Source organism: Shigella sp. FC1544, from assembly GCF_001722145.1.
Taxonomy (GTDB): Bacteria; Pseudomonadota; Gammaproteobacteria; order Enterobacterales; family Enterobacteriaceae; genus Escherichia; species Escherichia coli.
Genome location: NZ_MECT01000333.1, coordinates 46,535 through 65,158, shown reverse-complemented (window position 1 = coordinate 65,158; position 18,624 = coordinate 46,535). Strand labels below are relative to the sequence as shown.

19 protein-coding genes and 3 pseudogenes are annotated in these 18,624 nt (G+C 52.3%); 19 read left to right on the top strand and 3 right to left on the bottom strand.

Annotated features, from left to right (window positions below; translation table 11 throughout):
- Positions 1-130 (top strand): IS1 family transposase (locus BGK49_RS27520; protein WP_001554957.1); only part of this gene is annotated, 130 nt, incomplete at its 5' end.
- 10 nt (positions 131-140) lie between these two features.
- On the opposite strand, the gene BGK49_RS15825 is transcribed toward BGK49_RS27520, so the two are convergent.
- On the bottom strand, positions 141-677 hold the full coding sequence (locus BGK49_RS15825; protein ID WP_000983057.1) for a phage tail protein: 537 nt from the start codon (positions 675-677) through the stop codon (positions 141-143).
- 27 nt (positions 678-704) lie between these two features.
- On the opposite strand from BGK49_RS15825, the gene BGK49_RS15820 reads away from it, so the two are divergent.
- The 9 genes and pseudogenes from BGK49_RS15820 (at position 705) to BGK49_RS15780 (ending at position 8,560) form a co-directional block, all read left to right on the top strand.
- Positions 705-1,271 carry a recombinase family protein gene (locus BGK49_RS15820; RefSeq protein WP_000905012.1) on the top strand — a complete coding sequence of 189 codons (567 nt, stop codon included), beginning with the start codon at positions 705-707 and terminating at the stop codon, positions 1,269-1,271.
- Positions 1,272-1,413: 142 nt separating this feature from the next.
- Complete coding sequence (locus BGK49_RS15815) at positions 1,414-2,586, top strand: phage tail sheath protein (RefSeq protein WP_000046144.1); 1,173 nt, start codon at positions 1,414-1,416, stop codon at positions 2,584-2,586.
- Positions 2,587-2,595: 9 nt separating this feature from the next.
- Positions 2,596-3,111: a phage major tail tube protein gene (locus BGK49_RS15810; protein WP_001207660.1), complete on the top strand. Its 516-nt coding sequence runs from the start codon at positions 2,596-2,598 to the stop codon at positions 3,109-3,111.
- Between the two features lie 54 nt (positions 3,112-3,165).
- Positions 3,166-3,468 (top strand): phage tail assembly protein, encoded by a 303-nt coding sequence (locus BGK49_RS15805; protein ID WP_001281016.1) that lies wholly within the window; start codon positions 3,166-3,168, stop codon positions 3,466-3,468.
- A 14-nt stretch (positions 3,469-3,482) separates the two neighbouring features.
- Complete coding sequence (locus BGK49_RS15800) at positions 3,483-3,602, top strand: GpE family phage tail protein (RefSeq protein WP_000763310.1); 120 nt, start codon at positions 3,483-3,485, stop codon at positions 3,600-3,602.
- Positions 3,595-6,672 (top strand): annotated as a pseudogene (locus BGK49_RS15795) (phage tail tape measure protein). Before BGK49_RS15800 ends, BGK49_RS15795 begins: the two are co-directional and overlap by 8 nt.
- Positions 6,669-7,154 (top strand): phage tail protein, encoded by a 486-nt coding sequence (locus BGK49_RS15790; RefSeq protein WP_000980402.1) that lies wholly within the window; start codon positions 6,669-6,671, stop codon positions 7,152-7,154. Before BGK49_RS15795 ends, BGK49_RS15790 begins: the two are co-directional and overlap by 4 nt.
- On the top strand, positions 7,151-8,251 hold the full coding sequence (locus BGK49_RS15785; RefSeq protein WP_001011770.1) for a phage late control D family protein: 1,101 nt from the start codon (positions 7,151-7,153) through the stop codon (positions 8,249-8,251). The genes BGK49_RS15790 and BGK49_RS15785 overlap by 4 nt, the downstream gene beginning before the upstream one ends.
- A 90-nt stretch (positions 8,252-8,341) precedes the next feature.
- Entirely contained in the window at positions 8,342-8,560 is a 219-nt protein-coding gene (locus tag BGK49_RS15780) for an ogr/Delta-like zinc finger family protein (protein ID WP_000972391.1), read from the top strand.
- Between the two features lie 235 nt (positions 8,561-8,795).
- Here BGK49_RS15780 and BGK49_RS15775 read toward each other — a convergent pair whose 3' ends face one another.
- Complete coding sequence (locus BGK49_RS15775) at positions 8,796-10,481, bottom strand: aspartate:alanine antiporter (protein ID WP_001024873.1); 1,686 nt, start codon at positions 10,479-10,481, stop codon at positions 8,796-8,798.
- A gap of 269 nt (positions 10,482-10,750) precedes the next feature.
- Between BGK49_RS15775 and BGK49_RS15770 the strand changes: the two genes are divergently transcribed.
- On the top strand, positions 10,751-11,128 hold the full coding sequence (locus BGK49_RS15770) for an inner membrane protein YbjM (RefSeq protein WP_000681113.1): 378 nt from the start codon (positions 10,751-10,753) through the stop codon (positions 11,126-11,128).
- Between the two features lie 29 nt (positions 11,129-11,157).
- Here BGK49_RS15770 and grxA read toward each other — a convergent pair whose 3' ends face one another.
- Positions 11,158-11,415, bottom strand: a complete 258-nt coding sequence (gene grxA / locus BGK49_RS15765; RefSeq protein ID WP_001195239.1) for a glutaredoxin 1 — start codon at positions 11,413-11,415, stop codon at positions 11,158-11,160.
- Positions 11,416-11,574: 159 nt separating this feature from the next.
- On the opposite strand from grxA, the gene BGK49_RS15760 reads away from it, so the two are divergent.
- From BGK49_RS15760 to potI, 8 genes and pseudogenes are all read left to right on the top strand, one after another.
- Positions 11,575-11,862, top strand: coding sequence for a DUF1418 family protein (locus tag BGK49_RS15760; RefSeq protein WP_001201560.1), 288 nt, complete (start codon positions 11,575-11,577; stop codon positions 11,860-11,862).
- Entirely contained in the window at positions 11,846-12,568 is a 723-nt protein-coding gene (nfsA, locus tag BGK49_RS15755) for a nitroreductase NfsA (RefSeq protein WP_000189183.1), read from the top strand. The genes BGK49_RS15760 and nfsA overlap by 17 nt, the downstream gene beginning before the upstream one ends.
- A 60-nt stretch (positions 12,569-12,628) precedes the next feature.
- Positions 12,629-13,531: a 30S ribosomal protein S6--L-glutamate ligase gene (rimK, locus tag BGK49_RS15750; RefSeq protein WP_000684347.1), complete on the top strand. Its 903-nt coding sequence runs from the start codon at positions 12,629-12,631 to the stop codon at positions 13,529-13,531.
- Between the two features lie 87 nt (positions 13,532-13,618).
- Positions 13,619-14,095, top strand: coding sequence for a type III secretion system chaperone family protein (locus tag BGK49_RS15745; protein ID WP_000203025.1), 477 nt, complete (start codon positions 13,619-13,621; stop codon positions 14,093-14,095).
- A gap of 350 nt (positions 14,096-14,445) precedes the next feature.
- Positions 14,446-15,558 (top strand): spermidine/putrescine ABC transporter substrate-binding protein PotF, encoded by a 1,113-nt coding sequence (potF, locus tag BGK49_RS15735; protein ID WP_000126072.1) that lies wholly within the window; start codon positions 14,446-14,448, stop codon positions 15,556-15,558.
- Between the two features lie 94 nt (positions 15,559-15,652).
- A pseudogene (potG, locus tag BGK49_RS15730) lies at positions 15,653-16,785 on the top strand (putrescine ABC transporter ATP-binding subunit PotG).
- A 9-nt stretch (positions 16,786-16,794) separates the two neighbouring features.
- Positions 16,795-17,748: pseudogene (potH, locus tag BGK49_RS15725) on the top strand (putrescine ABC transporter permease PotH).
- Positions 17,745-18,590: a putrescine ABC transporter permease PotI gene (gene potI / locus BGK49_RS15720; protein ID WP_001061649.1), complete on the top strand. Its 846-nt coding sequence runs from the start codon at positions 17,745-17,747 to the stop codon at positions 18,588-18,590. Before potH ends, potI begins: the two are co-directional and overlap by 4 nt.
- The last annotated feature ends 34 nt before the right edge of the window (positions 18,591-18,624 follow it).

The window sequence follows — 18,624 nt, the reverse complement described above, 5'->3', positions numbered from 1 at the left end:
TGAGCGACATAATCTGAATCTGAGACAACATCTGGCAAGGCTGGGACGGAAGTCACTGTCGTTCTCAAAATCGGTGGAGCTGCATGACAAGGTCATCGGGCATTATCTGAACATAAAACACTATCAGTAAGTTGGCAGCATTACCATGCAGCCCTCACAATATAGTTAAAAGCGACATTTCGTGGGCGTGTTTCATTCGCACCTGCAGGTTTAGTCGTTGCCGCAACAACACCACCCTCTGTAATAGCCGGGTTGGGAATTGGGTAATTATCGAAGTCAATGGCCGGAGACAGGGGCGTGATTTGTTTTAAAATCGTGGTGCCTGTAAAACTTTCCAGAGTCTGGTCGTTAGTTCGTGAAGTCCAGATTCCCCAATAGTGGTTATGACTGACAATCGCACCGTCCTGAAGCGTTAATAATCCCCTTCCGTTATCCACTCCACGTCCGTCATCCCAGCCACGAATAAACTCACCGCGTAAATCAGGCAATTTATTTGTCGGGTAAGCCTTTGCCAGTTCCGGGTATTCTTCAGCAGAAAAAGCCGCACCATTGCATTTCAGCCAGCCTGTCGGCGGAGTGGCTGAAGGCCACGGAACAGGCACACCAACAGGTAATGCAGAGCCTTCTCCCAAACCAACGTTTAAGAAAATGCAGAGATAATGGCTAACTGGCATCATCCCCGGTTTTTATTCAGGGGATTGATCATGCTTATTGGCTATGTACGCGTGTCAACAAATGACCAGAACACCGATTTGCAACGTAATGCACTGAACTGCGCGGGATGTGAGCGGATTTTTGAGGATAAAATCAGTGGCACTAAGCCCGACAGACCGGGGCTTAAAAAACTGCTCAGGACACTATCGGCAGGAGACACGCTGGTTGTCTGGAAGCTGGACAGACTGGGACGCAGTATGCGGCATCTTGTTACGCTGATAGAAGAGTTGCGCCAGCGTGGTGTGAATTTCCGAAGCCTGACTGACAGTATTGATACCAGTACCCCAATGGGCCGTTTCTTTTTTCACGTCATGGGGGCTCTGGCTGAAATGGAACGTGAACTGATAGTTGAACGTACCAGAGCAGGGCTGGCTGCAGCTCGTGCCAAAGGCAGAGTAGGTGGACTCCGTCCTAAGTTGACCACCGAACAGTGGGCACAGATTGGACGTTTACTCGAGGCCGGAGAATCAAGACAGCGTATTGCACTGATTTTTGATGTGGGCGTTTCTACCATTTATAGAAAATTTCCGGCGAATGAGAGCAATGAATCGCCCTGAGTCAGTATTATTTTGATTTTTCCTGTAAGCGGACAAATACCGTCATTTTGTGTGAATAACGACACAACTGCGCTTAGCTGTTTGTCAGGCACAATCACTTCAACATAGGGCGAAGCCTAATCCAATCAGGAGGTTCGCCACTATGGCTCAGGATTACCACCACGGGGTGCGCGTTGTTGAAGTCAACGAAGGCACCCGATCCATTACCACGGTGAGCACCGCCATCGTGGGTATGGTCTGCACGGGCGATGATGCCGATGCAAAAATGTTTCCTCTTAATAAACCTGTGCTGATCACTGATGTGCTGACCGCCAGCGGTAAAGCGGGTGAGTCTGGCACGCTGGCCCGTTCGCTGGATGCCATCGCTGACCAGGCAAAACCCGTGACCGTTGTTGTGCGTGTGCCGCAGGGTGAAACGGAAGAAGAAACCACAACCAATATCATTGGCGCAGTGACCGCCGAGGGTAAAAAAACAGGTATGAAAGCCCTGTTATCTGCCCAGTCACAGCTCGGCGTTAAACCGCGCATTCTCGGCGTGCCAGGTCACGACACGAAGGCGGTAGCTACTGAGTTGCTGAGCGTGGCGCAAAGCCTGCGTGGATTTGCTTACCTGTCAGCGTATGGTTGCAAGACGGTGCAGGAAGCAATCACTTACCGTGAAAACTTCAGTCAGCGTGAAGGAATGCTGATCTGGCCCGACTTTACTGGCTGGGACACGGTGCTGAATGCCGAAGCAACGGCTTATGCCACCGCCCGTGCGCTCGGTCTGCGCGCTAAAATTGATGAGCAGACCGGATGGCACAAAAGCCTGTCCAACGTGGGCGTGAACGGTGTCACCGGAATTTCTGCTGATGTGTTCTGGGATCTGCAGAACCCGGCAACCGATGCAGGTCTGCTTAACCAGAACGATATCACCACGCTTATCCGCAAAGACGGTTTCCGCTTCTGGGGTTCCCGCTGTCTGAGCGATGATCCGCTCTTTGCCTTCGAAAACTACACCCGCACGGCGCAGGTGCTGATGGACACGATGGCAGAAGCGCACATGTGGGCGGTGGACAAACCGCTGAACCCGTCGCTGGCCCGCGACATTATCGAAGGTATCCGCGCCAAAATGCGTAGCCTGGTCAGTCAGGGCTATCTCATTGGTGGTGATTGCTGGCTGGACGAGTCGGTGAACGATAAAGACACGCTGAAAGCCGGGAAACTCACCATCGATTACGACTACACGCCAGTGCCGCCACTTGAAAACCTGATGCTGCGTCAGCGCATCACCGATCAGTACCTGGTGAATTTCTCCAGCCAGGTCAGCGCGTAAGGGGACAACATGGCTTTACCACGCAAATTAAAACACCTGAACCTGTTTAACGACGGGAACAACTGGCAGGGGATCGTTGAGTCGCTGACGCTGCCGAAATTCACCCGCAAATATGAGAAGTATCGCGGCGGCGGTATGCCCGGAGCGGTGGATGTGGATCTGGGACTGGATGACAGTGCACTGGATACAGAATTTTCCATTGGTGGTACTGAACTGCTGCTGTTTAAGCAGATGGGCAAAGCCACGGTGGATGGCATCCAGCTGCGCTTTACCGGCTCTATTCAGCGTGATGATACCGGGGAAGTGCAGGCCGTGGAGCTTGTGGTGCGTGGACGTCACAAAGAAGTAGATTCCGGCGAGTGGAAGACGGGCGAAAGCAACACTACCAAAGTGACCAGTACCAACAGCTACGCGAAGCTGACCATCAATGGTGAGGTGCTCTATGAAGTGGACCTGATCAACATGGTGGAAATTGTGGACGGTGTGGACCTGATGGAAGCGCACCGCAACGCCCTCGGCCTCTGATGTATCTGAACGGCGCGGAATGCCGCGCCAGAACCTAATTTACAGGACAACAAAATGAGCGATAAGCAGACTGAAAAGACCATTCAACTGGATACTCCCATCATGCGCGGTAAAACAGAAATTACCGAAATTGTGTTGCGTAAACCGCAGTCCGGTGCGCTGCGCGGCACACGCCTGCAGGCCATTATGGATATGGATGTGAACGCGATGATGACCGTGATCCCCCGCATCTCCAGTCCGGCACTGACTGCACAGGAAATTGCAGAGATGGACCCGGCAGATCTCACTGCCATGTCGGTTGAGGTTGTCACTTTTTTGTTGAAGAAGTCGGTGCTTGCCGGTTTACCGACAGCCTGACGGTTGACGATCTGGTGGCTGATATCGCCACCATCTTTCACTGGCCGCCATCCGTTACTGACGTTATGCCGCTGACCGAAGTGCTGGAATGGCGGGATAAAGCGATTCAGAGAAGCGGGGCCAGCCATGAGTGACAATAACCTGCGTCTGCAGGTGATTCTTAATGCGGTTGACAAACTCACCCGCCCATTTCGATCCGCGCAGGCCAGTTCAAGAGAACTGGCTGCTGCTGTCAAAAAATCCCGCGATGCAATAAAGCAGCTTGATCAGGCCGGGAGCAGTCTGGACAGCTTCCGAAAGCTGCAGGCAGAAAATCAGAAATTAGGCGACAGGCTGAACTATGCCCGCCAGCGTGCAAATTTGCTCAGTCAGGAACTGGGAGCGATGGGGCCGCCTTCGCAACGTCAGGTTGTTGCTCTGGGCCGTCAACGGCTGGCTGTTCAGCGCCTGGAAGAACGCCAGAAAAAGCTGCAGCAGCAGACGGCGCTTGTGCGTGCAGAACTTTATCGTGCTGGTATTTCAGCTAATGATGGCGCCAGTGCGACGGCCCGCATTACCCGTGAAACGATGCGTTATAACAGGCAGCTTTCTGAGCAGGAAGCGAGGTTACGACGTGTCGGGGAGCAACAGCGAAAAATGCACGCCGCCCGGGGGGCTTACGCCAGGCGTCTTGAGGTAAGGGATCGTATTGCAGGTGCCGGAGCACCACCACGGCTGCAGGGCTGGCAATGGGCGCACCAGTGATGGCGGCAGTAAAAAGCTATACCAGCATGGAAGATGCCATGAAAGGTGTGGCAAAGCAGGTCAATGGTCTGCGTGACGATAATGGCAACCGCACTGCGCGTTTTTACGAAATGCAGGGTGCCATCAAGGCTGCCAGCGAACAGTTGCCGATGGAAAACGGTGCTGTGGACTTCGCCGCACTGGTTGAAGGTGGTGCGCGCATGAACGTCGCAAACCCTGACGACAGCTGGGAAGACCAGAAACGTGACCTGCTGGCCTTCGCCAGCACGGCGGCAAAGGCGGCAACAGCCTTTGAACTGCCAGCGGATGAACTGTCAGAAAGTCTGGGGAAAATCGCCCAGCTCTACAAAATCCCTACCCGCAATATTGAGCAGCTCGGTGATGCGCTGAACTATCTGGATGATAACGCCATGTCGAAAGGGGCGGACATCATTGATGTCATGCAACGCCTGGGCGGTGTGGCTGACCGTCTGGATTATCGTAAAGCGGCGGCGCTGGGTTCCACCTTCCTGACACTCGGCGCTGCGCCTGAGGTTGCAGCCAGTGCAGCAAACGCGATGGTGCGTGAATTGTCCATTGCCACCATGCAAAGCAAGAGTTTCTTTGAAGGGATGAATCTGCTGAAACTCAATCCAGAAGTGATTGAAAAGCAGATGACGAAGGATGCGATGGGAACTATCCAGCGGGTGCTGGAGAAGGTGAATGCGCTGCCACAGGATAAGCGCCTGTCTGCCATGACCATGTTGTTTGGTAAAGAGTTTGGCGATGACGCAGCGAAACTGGCAAACAACCTGCCGGAACTTCAGCGCCAGTTAAAACTGACTGCGGGCAATGATGCGCTCGGTTCCATGCAGAAAGAATCCGACATCAACAAGGATTCACTTTCTGCTCAGTGGTTGCTGGTCAAAACCGGAGCACAGAACACCTTCAGCAGCCTGGGGGAAACGCTGCGCCAGCCGCTGATGGATATTCTGTACACGGTGAAAAGCGTCACGGGGGCGTTGCGTCGCTGGGTGGAAGCTAACCCGGAACTGACGGGCACTCTGATGAAAGTAGCCGCTGTGGTAGCTGCCGTTACCGTGGGCCTCGGCACCTTAGAGGTGGCGCTGGCTGCAGTGCTGGGGCCGCTGGCAGTCATCCGTCTGGGATTCTCTGTGCTGGGTATCAAAACGTTACCTTCCGTTACGGCAGCAGTAACCCGAACCAGCAACGCGTTGTCCTGGCTGGCTGGCGCACCACTGGCACTGCTGCGACGCGGGCTTGCTTCATCGGGCAACGCTGCAGGTTTACTTACTGCGCCGTTGTCGTCTTTGCGCCGCACGGCATCACTGACGGGAAATGTCCTGAAAACTGTAGCAGGTGCGCCGGTTGCACTTTTGCGGGTCTGGATTATCCGGTTTACGTGCGGTTGCTGTGATGTTTATGAATCCACTGGCGGTACTACGCGGCGGACTGGCTGTCACAGGCACGGTGCTGCGTATGCTCGCATCCGGTCCACTGGCGATGCTGCGCGTTGCCCTGTATGCCGTCTCTGGTCTGTTAGGTGCTCTGCTCAGTCTGATAGGTCTTGTGGTTACTGCACTGGCGGGTGTGGCGCTGGTTGTCTGGAAATACTGGCAGCCTATCACCACATTTCTCGGTGGCGTGGTGGAAGGATTCAAAGCGGCGGCAGGTCCTGTCAGTGCCGCGTTCGAACCGCTTAAGCCTGTGTTCCAGTGGATTGGCGACAAAGTACAGGCGCTGTGGGGCTGGTTTACTGATCTGCTGACGCCCGTTAAGTCGACCTCTGCCGAACTGCAGAGTGCAGCGGCAATGGGGCGACGATTCGGGGAGGCTCTGGCGGAAGGGCTGAATATGGTCATGCATCCGCTGGACTCCCTGAAATCCGGCGTTTCCTGGTTGCTGGAGAAACTTGGCATTGTCAGTAAAGAGGCCGCAAAGGCGAAACTGCCGGAAAGCGTGACGCGTCAGCAACCTGCGACGGTGAATGCAGACGGTAAAGTGATGATGCCATCGGGTGGTTTTCCGTCATGGGGATATGGCTTTGCGGGGATGTATGACAGCGGCGGGTATATCCCGCGCGGGCAGTTTGGCATCGTCGGTGAAAACGGGCCGGAAATTGTTAACGGCCCGGCAAATGTGACCAGCCGGAGAAATACAGCTGCACTGGCTGCCGTTGTTGCCGGAATGATGGGTGTTGCTGCTACGCCAGCAGAGCTTCCACCGTTGCACCCTTTGGCACTTCCCGCGAAAGGCGGTGAAGCGATGGTGAGTCGTGCAGCCACTGTGCCGCCCGTTCAACGGATTGAGGCACCGATGCAGATCATCATTCAAACGCAGCCAGGACAAAGTGCGCAGGATATTGCGCGGGAGGTGGCCCGCCAGCTTGATGAACGTGAACGCAGGCTGAAGGCAAAAGCCAGGAGTAACTACAGCGATCAGGGGGGATACGACGCATGATGATGGTGCTGGGATTGTACGTGTTTATGCTGCGCACCGTGCCGTATCAGGAGCTGCAGTATCAACGCAGCTGGCGACATGCGGCAAACAGCCGGGTAAACCGACGCCCGTCAACGCAGTTTCTGGGACCGGACAACGACATGCTGACGCTTTCTGGTGTTCTTATGCCGGAGGTAACGGGCGGCAGGCTGTCGTTGCTGGCTCTGGAGCAGATGGCAGAACAGGGAAAAGCATGGCCCCTGATTGAAGGCAGCGGCACGATTTACGGCATGTATGTGATTGAGGGACTGAATCAGACTAAAACGGAGTTTTTCCGCGACGGTATGCCGCGCCGGATTGAGTTCACCCTGTCGCTAAAACGCGTGGATGAATCCCTGTCCGATATGTTCGGTGATCTCAGTGCGCAACTGAATAATCTGCAGGGAACGGCAACATCTGCCTTAAGCGATATCAGTAAAACGGTGGGAGGGCTGCTGTTGTGAATTTCAGCTCTGAACTGCTTAACAAAGGCAACAAAACTCCGGCATTCAGCATCAGTATTGAAGGCAGGGATATCACCACTGTGCTGGACAACCGCCTGATGGGGCTGACGCTGACGGATAACCGGGGCTTTGAGGCGGACCAGCTTGATCTGGAGCTGGACGACGCCGATGGAAAAATCGTGCTGCCGCGCCGTGGGGCTGTCATTACGCTGGCGCTGGGCTGGAAGGGACAGCCGCTTTTCCCGAAAGGGGCATTCACGGTGGACGAGATTGAACACACTGGCGCACCGGATCGCCTGACTATCCGGGCGCGAAGTGCTGATTTTCGTGAAACGCTGAATACCCGCCGTGAAAAGTCGTGGCACAAGACCACCGTTGGGGAAGTGGTGAAGGAAATAGCTGCGCGGCACAAACTGAAGATGGCATTGGGTGAAGACTTGTCGGATAAACTCGTGGAGCATATAGACCAGACTAATGAGAGTGACGGCAGTTTTTTGATGCGGCTGGCGCGCCAGTACGGTGCTATTGCGTCGGTGAAAAATGGCAATCTGTTATTCATCCGGCAGGGGCAGGGTAAAAGCGCCAGCGGTAAACCACTACCGGTGATCACTATCACACGCAAGGACGGCGACAGTCACCGCTTTACCCTGGCAGATCGCGGAGCTTACACGGGCGTCATTGCCAGCTGGTTGCATACCCGCGAACCCGCGAAGAAAGAAAGCACCACTGTGAAGCGTAAGCGCAGGACTAAGAAGCAGAAGAAAGAGCCGGAAGCGAAGCAGGGCGATTACCTGGTGGGTACGGATGAAAACGTGCTGGTACTTAATCGCACTTATGCCAACCGGAGCAACGCCGAACGGGCAGCGAAAATGCAGTGGGAACGCCTGCAACGCGGCGTTGCATCATTCTCGCTACAACTGGCGGAAGGGCGGGCAGATCTCTACACAGAAATGCCTGTGAAGGTCAGTGGCTTTAAACAGCCGATAGATGATGCGGAATGGACCATTACGACTCTGACGCATACTGTCAGCCCGGATAACGGTTTTACGACCAGTCTGGAGCTTGAAGTGAGGATTGATGATTTCGAAATGGAATGATTCTTCGCAATGGAGAACTTTTAAGTTTGCAAAATGGAATAATGCGGTATCATTATTGTGAATTTAGCAAAAATGGGGAGAACTCGAAAAATGATGATTTGCCCACTGTGTGGAAGTGCCGCCCATACTCGCAGCAGTTTTCAGGTATCTTCATTGACCAAAGAGCGTTACAACCAGTGCCAGAACATTAACTGCAGCCATACTTTTGTTACCCATGAAACTTTTGTTCGTTCGATTGCAACGCCAAAAGAGTCAAATCCGGTTCAGCCGCATCCAATGAAATCAGGACAGGTGGCGCTCTCTCTTTGACGCTGCCGCCATTTTGTCGCCATCGTTAAAAAACAGTGCTTCTAACATCATGATTTTAAAAGGCATAAATTTCAGACAACAAAAAACCCATCAACCTTGAACCGAAATGGCGGGGTTGATGGGCTCCACAAAATGGGGACATCAAAGAAAAGCAGTGGCACTAATTAAGACTGATGCCCTGCGGAAAAGTTCTGCGGTTGTGCAAAAAAATTTCATTTTCAGGGCAACTTCAGTTTTATCCTAATCCTGGCCATACCATGACGATGATTGTCCCTGCCAGCGTCAGCAGGACGTTGGCGATTGCGTAGGTGCCCGCATAGCCCAGCGCAGGGATGTTACTGCGAGCTGTATCACTGATGATCTCCATTGCCGGCGCGCAGGTGCGTGCGCCCATCATTGCGCCGAACAACAGTGCGCGGTTCATTCGCAATACATAAGCACCGAACAAGAAACAGATAACCACGGGCACAAGACTGACAATTAATCCGGCAATCAACATCTGACCGCCAATCGCGGCCAGGCCGTTATTAATACCGCTACCGGCGCTCAGACCAACGCCTGCCATAAACACCATCAAGCCGAACTCTTTCACCATGCTTAATGCACCTTGCGGAATGTAACCGAAGGTCGGGTGGTTAGCACGCATAAAGCCCAGCATAATTCCGGCGAATAACAACCCGGCAGCGTTCCCCATGCCGAAACTGAATGTGCTGAACTGGAAGGTGATCATCCCGATCATCAGCCCAATAACAAAGAAGGCGCAAAATGCCAGCAGGTCAGTGACCTGGCTGTGAATCGAGATAAAGCCGATGCGATCGGCAATGGTTTTTACGCGACGGGCATCACCGCTGACTTGTAAAACGTCACCTTTGTTAAGCACGACGTTGTCATCTATCGGCATCTCAATCTGGCTACGAATGACGCGGTTAAGGAAGCAACCGTGATCGGTCAACTTCAGTTGTGCGAGACGTTTACCTACAGCGTTATGGTTTTTAACGACCACTTCTTCAGTGACGATACGCATGTCGAGAAGGTCACGATCGAAAACTTCTTTACCGTTACGGAAGCTGGGATCGAGTCGGGCATGGGCGTCGGGATAGCCTACCAACGCTATTTCATCGCCCATTTGTAGCACGGCATCACCGTCTGGATTTGCCAGAATCCCGTTACGTCGAATACGTTCAATGTAGCAGCCGGTTTGTCGATAAATACCCAGTTCACGCAGATTTTTGCCGTCGGTCCAGGCCACCAGCTCCGGGCCGACGCGATAGGCGCGGATCACCGGTAAATAAACCTTACGGTTGGCATCAGTGTCCAGGCCACGTTCGCGGGCGATTTGCTGGGCGCTGGTCTGTAAGTCCTGATGCTGCAATTTCGGCAAGTAACGCGCACCAACAATCAAACTCACCAGACCGATTAAATAGGTTAAGGCATACCCGAGGCTCAGATTATCCAGTGCCAGTGAGAGCTGCCTGCTTTCCATGCCGGAATGACGCAGTGTATCGCCAGCACCGACCAGAACCGGTGTCGACGTCATAGAGCCTGCTAACATACCGGCCGTCAGGCCAATATCCCAGCCAAACAGCTTACCTAACCCTAAGGCGATCACCAGCGCACTGCCAACCATCACCAGTGCTAACATTAGGTAATTTTTCCCATCGCGAAAAAAAATGGAAAAAAAGTTCGGTCCGGCTTCGACCCCGACGCAGAAAATAAACAGCATAAAGCCAAGATTAAGCGCATCGGTGTTAATGCTGAAATGTTGTTGGCCTAATAACAGCGATACGACTAAAACGCCAATGGAATTACCCAGTTGGATCGAACCAAGTCGTAACTTTCCGAGACATAGCCCAAGCGCGAGGACCACAAATAATAACAGAATGTAATTCCCATTTAACAATTCGGCGACGTTTATATTCACGGAGGCTAACTTCTTGTTTACTAGTAAGCTGTTGAAAGAAATGGTAATTTACGATAATGTTTTTTACCAGAATTCAGGGCGCAGATTCATTCAGCGCACCTAAACGATAGTAAAGTAACAATGTATTTTACTAGTGTAATCACATTAGGTATCAACGGCTATATGAATTGCGTTGGCCTATATTAGCATGGAATGCGAAGCGGCTTTATCTTACTGAACGCCACACTGGCGAAAAATGTGTTCGATAGACGCAGTGTCAGGAGGAACGAGTGAAACATAAACAACGTTGGGCAGGGGCAATCTGCTGTTTTGTCCTCTTCATTGTGGTGTGCCTTTTTCTGGCGACGTACATGAAAGGCGCTTTTCGGGCTGCCGGGCATCCTGAAATCGGCTTGCTGTTTTTCATTCTTCCTGGAGCAGTTGCCAGTTTCTTTTCACAGCGTAGAGAAGTCCTGAAACCTCTATTTGGCGCAATGCTGGCGGCACCCTGTTCAATGCTCATTATGCGGCTGTTTTTTTCACCGACGCGCTCATTCTGGCAAGAGCTGGCATGGTTACTAAGCGCGGTGTTCTGGTGTGCGCTGGGGGCACTGTGTTTCTTATTTATCAGTAGTTTGTTTAAACCACAGCACAGAAAAAATCAGTAAAGCCCTCAACGCGAGGGCTTGTCAGACGATCAGGCGTCCAGATTTTCTTTCACCCATGCAGCAAAATCGGTATAGCCGCCGATATGTTGCTGATCGACAAAAATCTGCGGCACGGTTTCTACGGGTTTACCTGCCTTTTGTGGTAGATCTTCTTTAGTGATCCCTTCCGCACGAATATCTACATACTGATACTGAAAATCATCGCGTTCATTGCTCAATTTCTCAGCCAGATCTTTTGCACGCACACAGTAAGGGCAACCCGAACGACCAAAAATAACGGTTTGCATTATTTCTCTCCTCATAGATTTATGCCTGTAATGATCACGCTAAAATGTATTCGCTGAAAGTAGGTTTAACCTGTTGCATTAATTGCTAAAAGCTATAACTGTTAAACACAATACAGTGAAAAGTTTTAGACTGAAGGCTCACTTTGCAGAGGGAAGCGTATGCGCGCGATCGGTAAATTGCCTAAAGGCGTGTTGATACTGGAATTTATCGGAATGATGCTACTGGCGGTGGCGCTGCTGTCGGTAAGCGACTCCCTGTCGCTGCCTGAGCCATTTTCTCGGCCAGAAGTGCAGATTCTGATGATTTTTCTCGGTGTTTTGCTCATGCTTCCCGCTGCGGTGGTGGTTATTCTTCAGGTGGCAAAACGTCTTGCCCCACAGCTGATGAACCGTCCACCGCAATATTCACGTTCAGAAAGAGAAAAAGATAATGACGCCAACCATTGAACTTATTGGTGGCCATCGCTCCATTCGCCATTTCACTGATGAACCCATTTCCGAAGCGCAGTGTGAGGCGATTATTAACAGCGCCCGTGCGACGTCCAGTTCCAGTTTTTTGCAGTGTAGTAGCATTATTCGCATTACCGACAAAGCATTACGTGAAGAACTGGTAACGCTGACCGGCGGGCAAAAACACGTAGCGCAAGCGGCGGAGTTCTGGGTGTTCTGTGCCGACTTTAACCGCCATTTACAGATCTGTCCGGATGCTCAGCTCGGCCTGGCGGAACAACTGTTGCTCGGTGTCGTTGATACGGCAATGATGGCGCAGAATGCATTAACCGCAGCGGAATCGCTGGGATTGGGCGGGGTATATATCGGCGGCCTGCGCAATAATATTGAAGCGGTGACGAAACTGCTGAAATTACCGCAGCATGTTCTGCCGCTGTTTGGGCTGTGCCTTGGCTGGCCTGCGGATAATCCGGATCTCAAGCCGCGTTTACCGGCCTCCATTTTGGTGCATGAAAACAGCTATCAACCGCTGGATAAAGACGCACTGGCGCAGTATGACGAGCAACTGGCGGAATATTACCTCACCCGTGGCAGCAATAATCGCCGGGATACCTGGAGCGATCATATCCGCCGAACAATCATTAAAGAAAGCCGCCCATTTATTCTGGATTATTTGCACAAACAGGGTTGGGCGACGCGCTAAAACCGCCACGTCGATGTATGATACGCGGGCTTTTGACCTGGTCTGACAGAGAGGTGCAGGGTGAAAATTGCCATATTGTCCCGGGATGGAACGCTCTATTCGTGTAAGCGGCTGCGTGAAGCCGCTATACAGCGCGGTCACCTGGTTGAAATTCTTGATCCGCTTTCTTGCTACATGAACATAAATCCTGCGGCGTCTTCTATTCACTACAAAGGCCGCAAGTTACCCCATTTTGACGCAGTGATCCCGCGTATTGGCACCGCCATTACCTTTTATGGGACGGCGGCACTGCGCCAGTTCGAGATGCTGGGGAGCTATCCGCTCAATGAGTCGGTCGCCATTGCCCGGGCGCGTGACAAATTGCGTTCCATGCAACTGCTGACGCGTCAGGGCATCGACCTGCCTGTCACGGGCATTGCGCATTCGCCGGATGATACCAGCGATTTAATCGACATGGTCGGTGGTGCGCCGCTGGTGGTCAAGTTGGTTGAAGGCACGCAGGGAATTGGCGTCGTGCTGGCGGAGACGCGTCAGGCGGCGGAAAGCGTGATTGACGCTTTCCGCGGTCTGAACGCGCATATTCTGGTGCAGGAATATATCAAAGAGGCGCAAGGGTGCGATATCCGCTGTCTGGTTGTTGGCGATGAAGTGGTCGCTGCGATTGAACGGCGGGCGAAAGAGGGCGATTTTCGTTCCAATTTGCATCGTGGCGGCGCGGCAAGCGTCGCCAGTATCACACCACAGGAGCGTGAAATCGCGATAAAAGCCGCGCGAACGATGGCGCTGGACGTTGCTGGTGTGGATATTCTGCGTGCTAATCGCGGGCCGTTGGTGATGGAAGTGAATGCGTCGCCGGGGCTGGAAGGAATAGAAAAAACCACTGGTATCGACATCGCGGGTAAAATGATCCGCTGGATCGAACGCTACGCTACGACAGAATATTGCCTGAAAACGGGTGGTTAGTCGCAATCACATTACTGATCATGGTTTTGCCTGCGCTTTTTGCGTAAGCTGTGCCGGTCTTTTTATCGAAAGAGGTTGTACAAAATTATGACATCGCTGGTCGTTCCTGGTCTGGATACGCTGCGTCAATGGCTCGATGACCTGGGGATGAGTTTTTTTGAATGTGATAACTGTCAGGCTCTGCATCTGCCCCATATGCAGAATTTCGACGGTGTCTTTGATGCCAAAATCGATCTGATCGATAACACGATCCTGTTTTCTGCCATGGCGGAAGTCCGACCTTCAGCCGTATTGCCGCTGGCGGCGGATTTATCTGCCATCAATGCCAGTTCGCTGACCGTGAAAGCATTTCTTGATATGCAGGATGATAATCTGCCAAAGCTGGTGGTTTGCCAGTCTTTATCCGTTATGCAGGGCGTAACCTACGAGCAGTTTGCATGGTTCGTGCGTCAGAGCGAAGAGCAGATTTCGATGGTCATTCTTGAAGCTAATGCCCATCAACTGCTGTTACCGACTGACGATGAAGGGCAAAACAACGTTACCGAAAACTATTTCCTCCACTGATAACTCCTTTCGAGCACGCAGTCGCTGGTGCAGTGACTGCGCACTGCAAAATTATCTGCTGTTTTTAACCTTTTCTTAAAGATTATTTCACTTTTCTTGTGCCGATTTGGCTTTATCACATAGAGCAAATACGCATAACAATTTGTTAAATACCGTTTTTTAATCCGAGCTATAGTCTCAAACCCTGGCTAAAGTTATTCTTGCGATGCTTTTATATAGCGAGCAGTGCTGGCCGGGAGAGAGTTCTCTTTTCTTACACCGCGCCGATAAAAAATATGCACGTTTATTGCATATCTTTTAGTATGACAACTTTTGTTCGTTTGTTAACGAACTTTCAGAAGGAAAGAGATATGACCGCCTTAAATAAAAAATGGCTTTCGGGTCTGGTTGCGGGTGCTCTGATGGCCGTCTCTGTCGGCACGCTCGCGGCTGAACAAAAAACACTCCACATTTATAACTGGTCTGATTATATCGCCCCTGACACGGTGGCCAATTTTGAAAAAGAAACCGGTATTAAAGTCGTCTACGATGTTTTCGACTCTAACGAAGTACTGGAAGGCAAATTAATGGCGGGTAGCACCGGCTTTGACTTGGTGGTTCCATCTGCCAGCTTTCTTGAACGCCAGTTGACTGCGGGAGTTTTCCAGCCGCTGGACAAAAGCAAATTGCCGGAGTGGAAGAATCTCGACCCGGAGCTGCTGAAGCTGGTCGCCAAACACGATCCCGACAATAAATTTGCTATGCCCTATATGTGGGCGACGACCGGGATTGGCTATAACGTTGATAAAGTTAAAGCTGTGCTGGGCGAAAACGCGCCCGTCGATAGCTGGGACTTGATCCTCAAACCTGAAAATCTGGAAAAACTGAAAAGCTGCGGTGTCTCTTTCCTGGATGCGCCAGAAGAAGTTTTTGCTACCGTGTTGAATTATCTCGGCAAAGATCCCAACAGCACTAAAGCGGATGATTACACCGGACCGGCAACCGATCTGCTGTTAAAGCTGCGCCCGAACATTCGTTATTTCCATTCATCTCAATACATTAACGACCTGGCAAACGGCGATATTTGCGTCGCTATCGGCTGGGCAGGTGATGTCTGGCAGGCGTCAAACCGCGCGAAGGAAGCGAAGAATGGAGTGAATGTCTCGTTCTCGATTCCAAAAGAAGGGGCGATGGCGTTCTTTGATGTATTCGCCATGCCTGCGGATGCCAAAAACAAAGACGAAGCCTATCAGTTCCTGAATTACCTGCTGCGCCCGGATGTAGTAGCGCATATTTCCGACCATGTGTTCTATGCCAACGCCAATAAAGCAGCCACGCCGCTGGTGAGTGCGGAAGTCCGTGAGAACCCGGGTATTTATCCTCCGGCGGACGTTCGTGCGAAGCTATTCACTCTGAAAGTACAGGATCCGAAAATCGACCGTGTGCGCACCCGCGCGTGGACCAAAGTGAAGAGCGGAAAATAATCCGCAGCCTTAGATGCCGGGCGGGCGCACCACACCCGCCGGCAATTCGCACCATCATGGTGCGCTTGCACACATTCAATGCCGGAGAGCAGCCGTGAATGACGCTATCCCTCGCCCGCAGGCGAAAACCCGTAAGGCGCTGACGCCGCTATTAGAAATCCGCAACCTCACCAAATCCTACGATGGTCAGCATGCGGTCGATGATGTCAGCCTGACCATCTACAAAGGTGAAATCTTCGCGCTGCTGGGCGCTTCCGGCTGTGGCAAGTCCACGCTGCTGCGTATGCTGGCAGGTTTTGAACAACCTTCTGCCGGGCAGATAATGCTCGATGGCGTCGATTTGTCACAGGTGCCGCCTTACCTGCGCCCCATCAATATGATGTTTCAGTCTTACGCGCTGTTTCCGCATATGACCGTGGAACAGAACATCGCTTTTGGCCTGAAACAGGACAAACTACCGAAAGCGGAAATTGCCAGTCGGGTCCATGAGATGCTCGGCCTGGTGCACATGCAGGAGTTCGCCAAACGCAAACCGCATCAGCTTTCCGGTGGTCAGCGACAGCGTGTGGCGCTGGCCCGAAGCCTTGCCAAGCGCCCGAAACTATTACTGCTCGACGAGCCGATGGGCGCGCTGGATAAAAAGCTGCGTGACCGGATGCAGCTTGAAGTGGTGGATATTCTGGAGCGTGTCGGCGTGACCTGTGTGATGGTCACTCACGATCAGGAAGAGGCGATGACGATGGCGGGACGTATCGCCATTATGAATCGCGGGAAATTTGTCCAGATTGGCGAGCCAGAAGAGATCTACGAACATCCAACCACCCGCTACAGTGCTGAATTTATCGGTTCGGTTAATGTCTTTGAAGGTGTACTCAAAGAGCGTCATGAGGATGGGCTTGTGCTTTATTCGCCTGGGCTGGTGCATCCACTGAAAGTCGACGCGGATGCCTCGGTGGTCGATAACGTGCCGGTACATGTGGCGCTGCGCCGGAAAAAATCATGCTTTGCGAAGAGCCGCCCGCCAATGGTTGTAACTTCGCGGTGGGGGAGGTGATACACATTGCCTATCTCGGCGATCTTTCGGTGTATCACGTTCGTCTGAAAAGTGGGCAGATGATTAGCGCCCAGCTACAAAACGCCCATCGTCATCGTAAAGGGTTACCGACCTGGGGCGACGAAGTGCGTTTGTGCTGGGAAGTGGACAGCTGTGTGGTGCTGACGGTTTAAGGAGCAAAGATGAATACACTTGAACCTGCTGCCCAGTCGAAACCGCCGGGCGGATTTAAGCTGTGGTTGTCGCAGCTGCAAATGAAGCATGGGCGCAAACTGGTCATTGCGTTGCCATATATCTGGTTGATCTTGCTGTTTCTGCTGCCATTTCTGATTGTCTTTAAAATAAGCCTGGCGGAGATGGCGCGCGCTATTCCACCTTATACCGAACTGATGGAGTGGGCTGACGGGCAACTGTCCATCACTCTTAATCTCGGTAATTTTCTGCAACTGACCGACGATCCGCTCTATTTCGATGCTTATCTCCAGTCGCTACAGGTGGCTGCGATTTAGACATTTTGCTGTTTACTGATCGGCTATCCGCTGGCGTGGGCGGTGGCGCACAGTAAGCCTTCGACCCGTAATATTTTATTACTACTGGTGATCCTGCCGTCGTGGACCTCGTTTCTGATCCGCGTTTATGCCTGGATGGGAATATTAAAAAACAACGGTGTGCTGAATAATTTTCTGCTGTGGCTGGGGGTTATCGATCAACCGCTGACCATTCTTCATACCAATCTGGCAGTTTATATTGGCATTGTTTACGCCTACGTGCCGTTTATGGTGCTGCCGATTTATACCGCGTTGATTCGTATTGATTATTCGCTAGTGGAAGCAGCGCTGGATCTCGGTGCACGACCGCTGAAAACGTTCTTTACTGTGATCGTGCCGCTGACTAAAGGTGGGATTATTGCCGGATCGATGCTGGTGTTTATCCCGGCTGTGGGCGAGTTTGTGATCCCGGAACTGCTCGGTGGCCCGGACAGCATCATGATCGGGCGCGTGCTATGGCAAGAGTTTTTCAATAACCGCGACTGGCCGGTGGCCGCGGCGGTAGCGATCATCATGTTGCTGCTGCTAATTGTGCCGATAATGTGGTTCCACAAACACCAGCAAAAAAGCGTGGGAGAACACGGATGAATAATTTACCGGTAGTTCGTTCGCCCTGGCGGATTGTGATTTTGCTGCTGGGCTTTACCTTTCTCTACGCGCCAATGCTGATGCTGGTTATCTATTCGTTTAACAGCTCGAAGCTGGTGACGGTGTGGGCCGGCTGGTCAACGCGCTGGTATGGTGAGTTATTGCGCGATGACGCGATGATGAGTGCGGTTGGTTTAAGCCTGACAATTGCTGCCTGTGCGGCAACGGCGGCGGCGATCCTCGGGACTATTGCGGCGGTGGTGCTGGTGCGCTTTGGCAGGTTTCGCGGATCAAATGGCTTTGCCTTTATGATCACCGCGCCGCTGGTAATGCCAGATGTCATCACGGGCTTGTCGCTGTTGTTATTATTCGTCGCGCTTGCTCATGCCATTGGCTGGCCTGCGGACCGCGGTATGCTTACCATCTGGCTGGCGCATGTCACTTTCTGTACGGCTTATGTGGCGGTCGTTATTTCGTCGCGTCTGCGGGAACTGGATCGCTCGATAGAAGAAGCAGCGATGGATCTCGGTGCGATGCCGCTGAAAGTGTTTTTCGTCATTACGCTACCGATGATCATGCCTGCGATCATTTCTGGCTGGTTACTGGCTTTTACTTTGTCGCTTGATGATCTGGTGATCGCCAGCTTTGTTTCCGGGCCGGGAGCCACCACGTTACCGATGCTGGTCTTTTCCAGCGTGCGGATGGGGGTGAATCCGGAAATCAACGCCCTTGCAACGTTAATTCTCGGTGCGGTCGGAATTGTCGGATTTATCGCCTGGTATCTGATGGCTCGCGCAGAAAAACAGCGGATACGCGATATCCAGCGTGCAAGACATGGCTGAAGACACTAAAATTTGCCAACCTGGCTACATAATG

Bases quoted from the DNA above. Each gene is read 5' to 3' on its own strand.
- BGK49_RS15780 (WP_000972391.1), top strand. From the start codon at position 8,342: ATGATGATTTGCCCACTGTGTGGAAGTGCCGCCCATACTCGCAGCAGT.
- BGK49_RS15790 (WP_000980402.1), top strand. From the start codon at position 6,669: ATGATGATGGTGCTGGGATTGTACGTGTTTATGCTGCGCACCGTGCCG.
- potF (WP_000126072.1), top strand. From the start codon at position 14,446: ATGACCGCCTTAAATAAAAAATGGCTTTCGGGTCTGGTTGCGGGTGCT.
- BGK49_RS15815 (WP_000046144.1), top strand. From the start codon at position 1,414: ATGGCTCAGGATTACCACCACGGGGTGCGCGTTGTTGAAGTCAACGAA.
- nfsA (WP_000189183.1), top strand. From the start codon at position 11,846: ATGACGCCAACCATTGAACTTATTGGTGGCCATCGCTCCATTCGCCAT.
- BGK49_RS15760 (WP_001201560.1), top strand. From the start codon at position 11,575: ATGCGCGCGATCGGTAAATTGCCTAAAGGCGTGTTGATACTGGAATTT.
- potI (WP_001061649.1), top strand. From the start codon at position 17,745: ATGAATAATTTACCGGTAGTTCGTTCGCCCTGGCGGATTGTGATTTTG.
- grxA (WP_001195239.1), bottom strand. From the start codon at position 11,415: ATGCAAACCGTTATTTTTGGTCGTTCGGGTTGCCCTTACTGTGTGCGT.
- BGK49_RS15825 (WP_000983057.1), bottom strand. From the start codon at position 677: ATGATGCCAGTTAGCCATTATCTCTGCATTTTCTTAAACGTTGGTTTG.
- BGK49_RS15810 (WP_001207660.1), top strand. From the start codon at position 2,596: ATGGCTTTACCACGCAAATTAAAACACCTGAACCTGTTTAACGACGGG.
- BGK49_RS15745 (WP_000203025.1), top strand. From the start codon at position 13,619: ATGACATCGCTGGTCGTTCCTGGTCTGGATACGCTGCGTCAATGGCTC.
- BGK49_RS15820 (WP_000905012.1), top strand. From the start codon at position 705: ATGCTTATTGGCTATGTACGCGTGTCAACAAATGACCAGAACACCGAT.
- BGK49_RS15805 (WP_001281016.1), top strand. From the start codon at position 3,166: ATGAGCGATAAGCAGACTGAAAAGACCATTCAACTGGATACTCCCATC.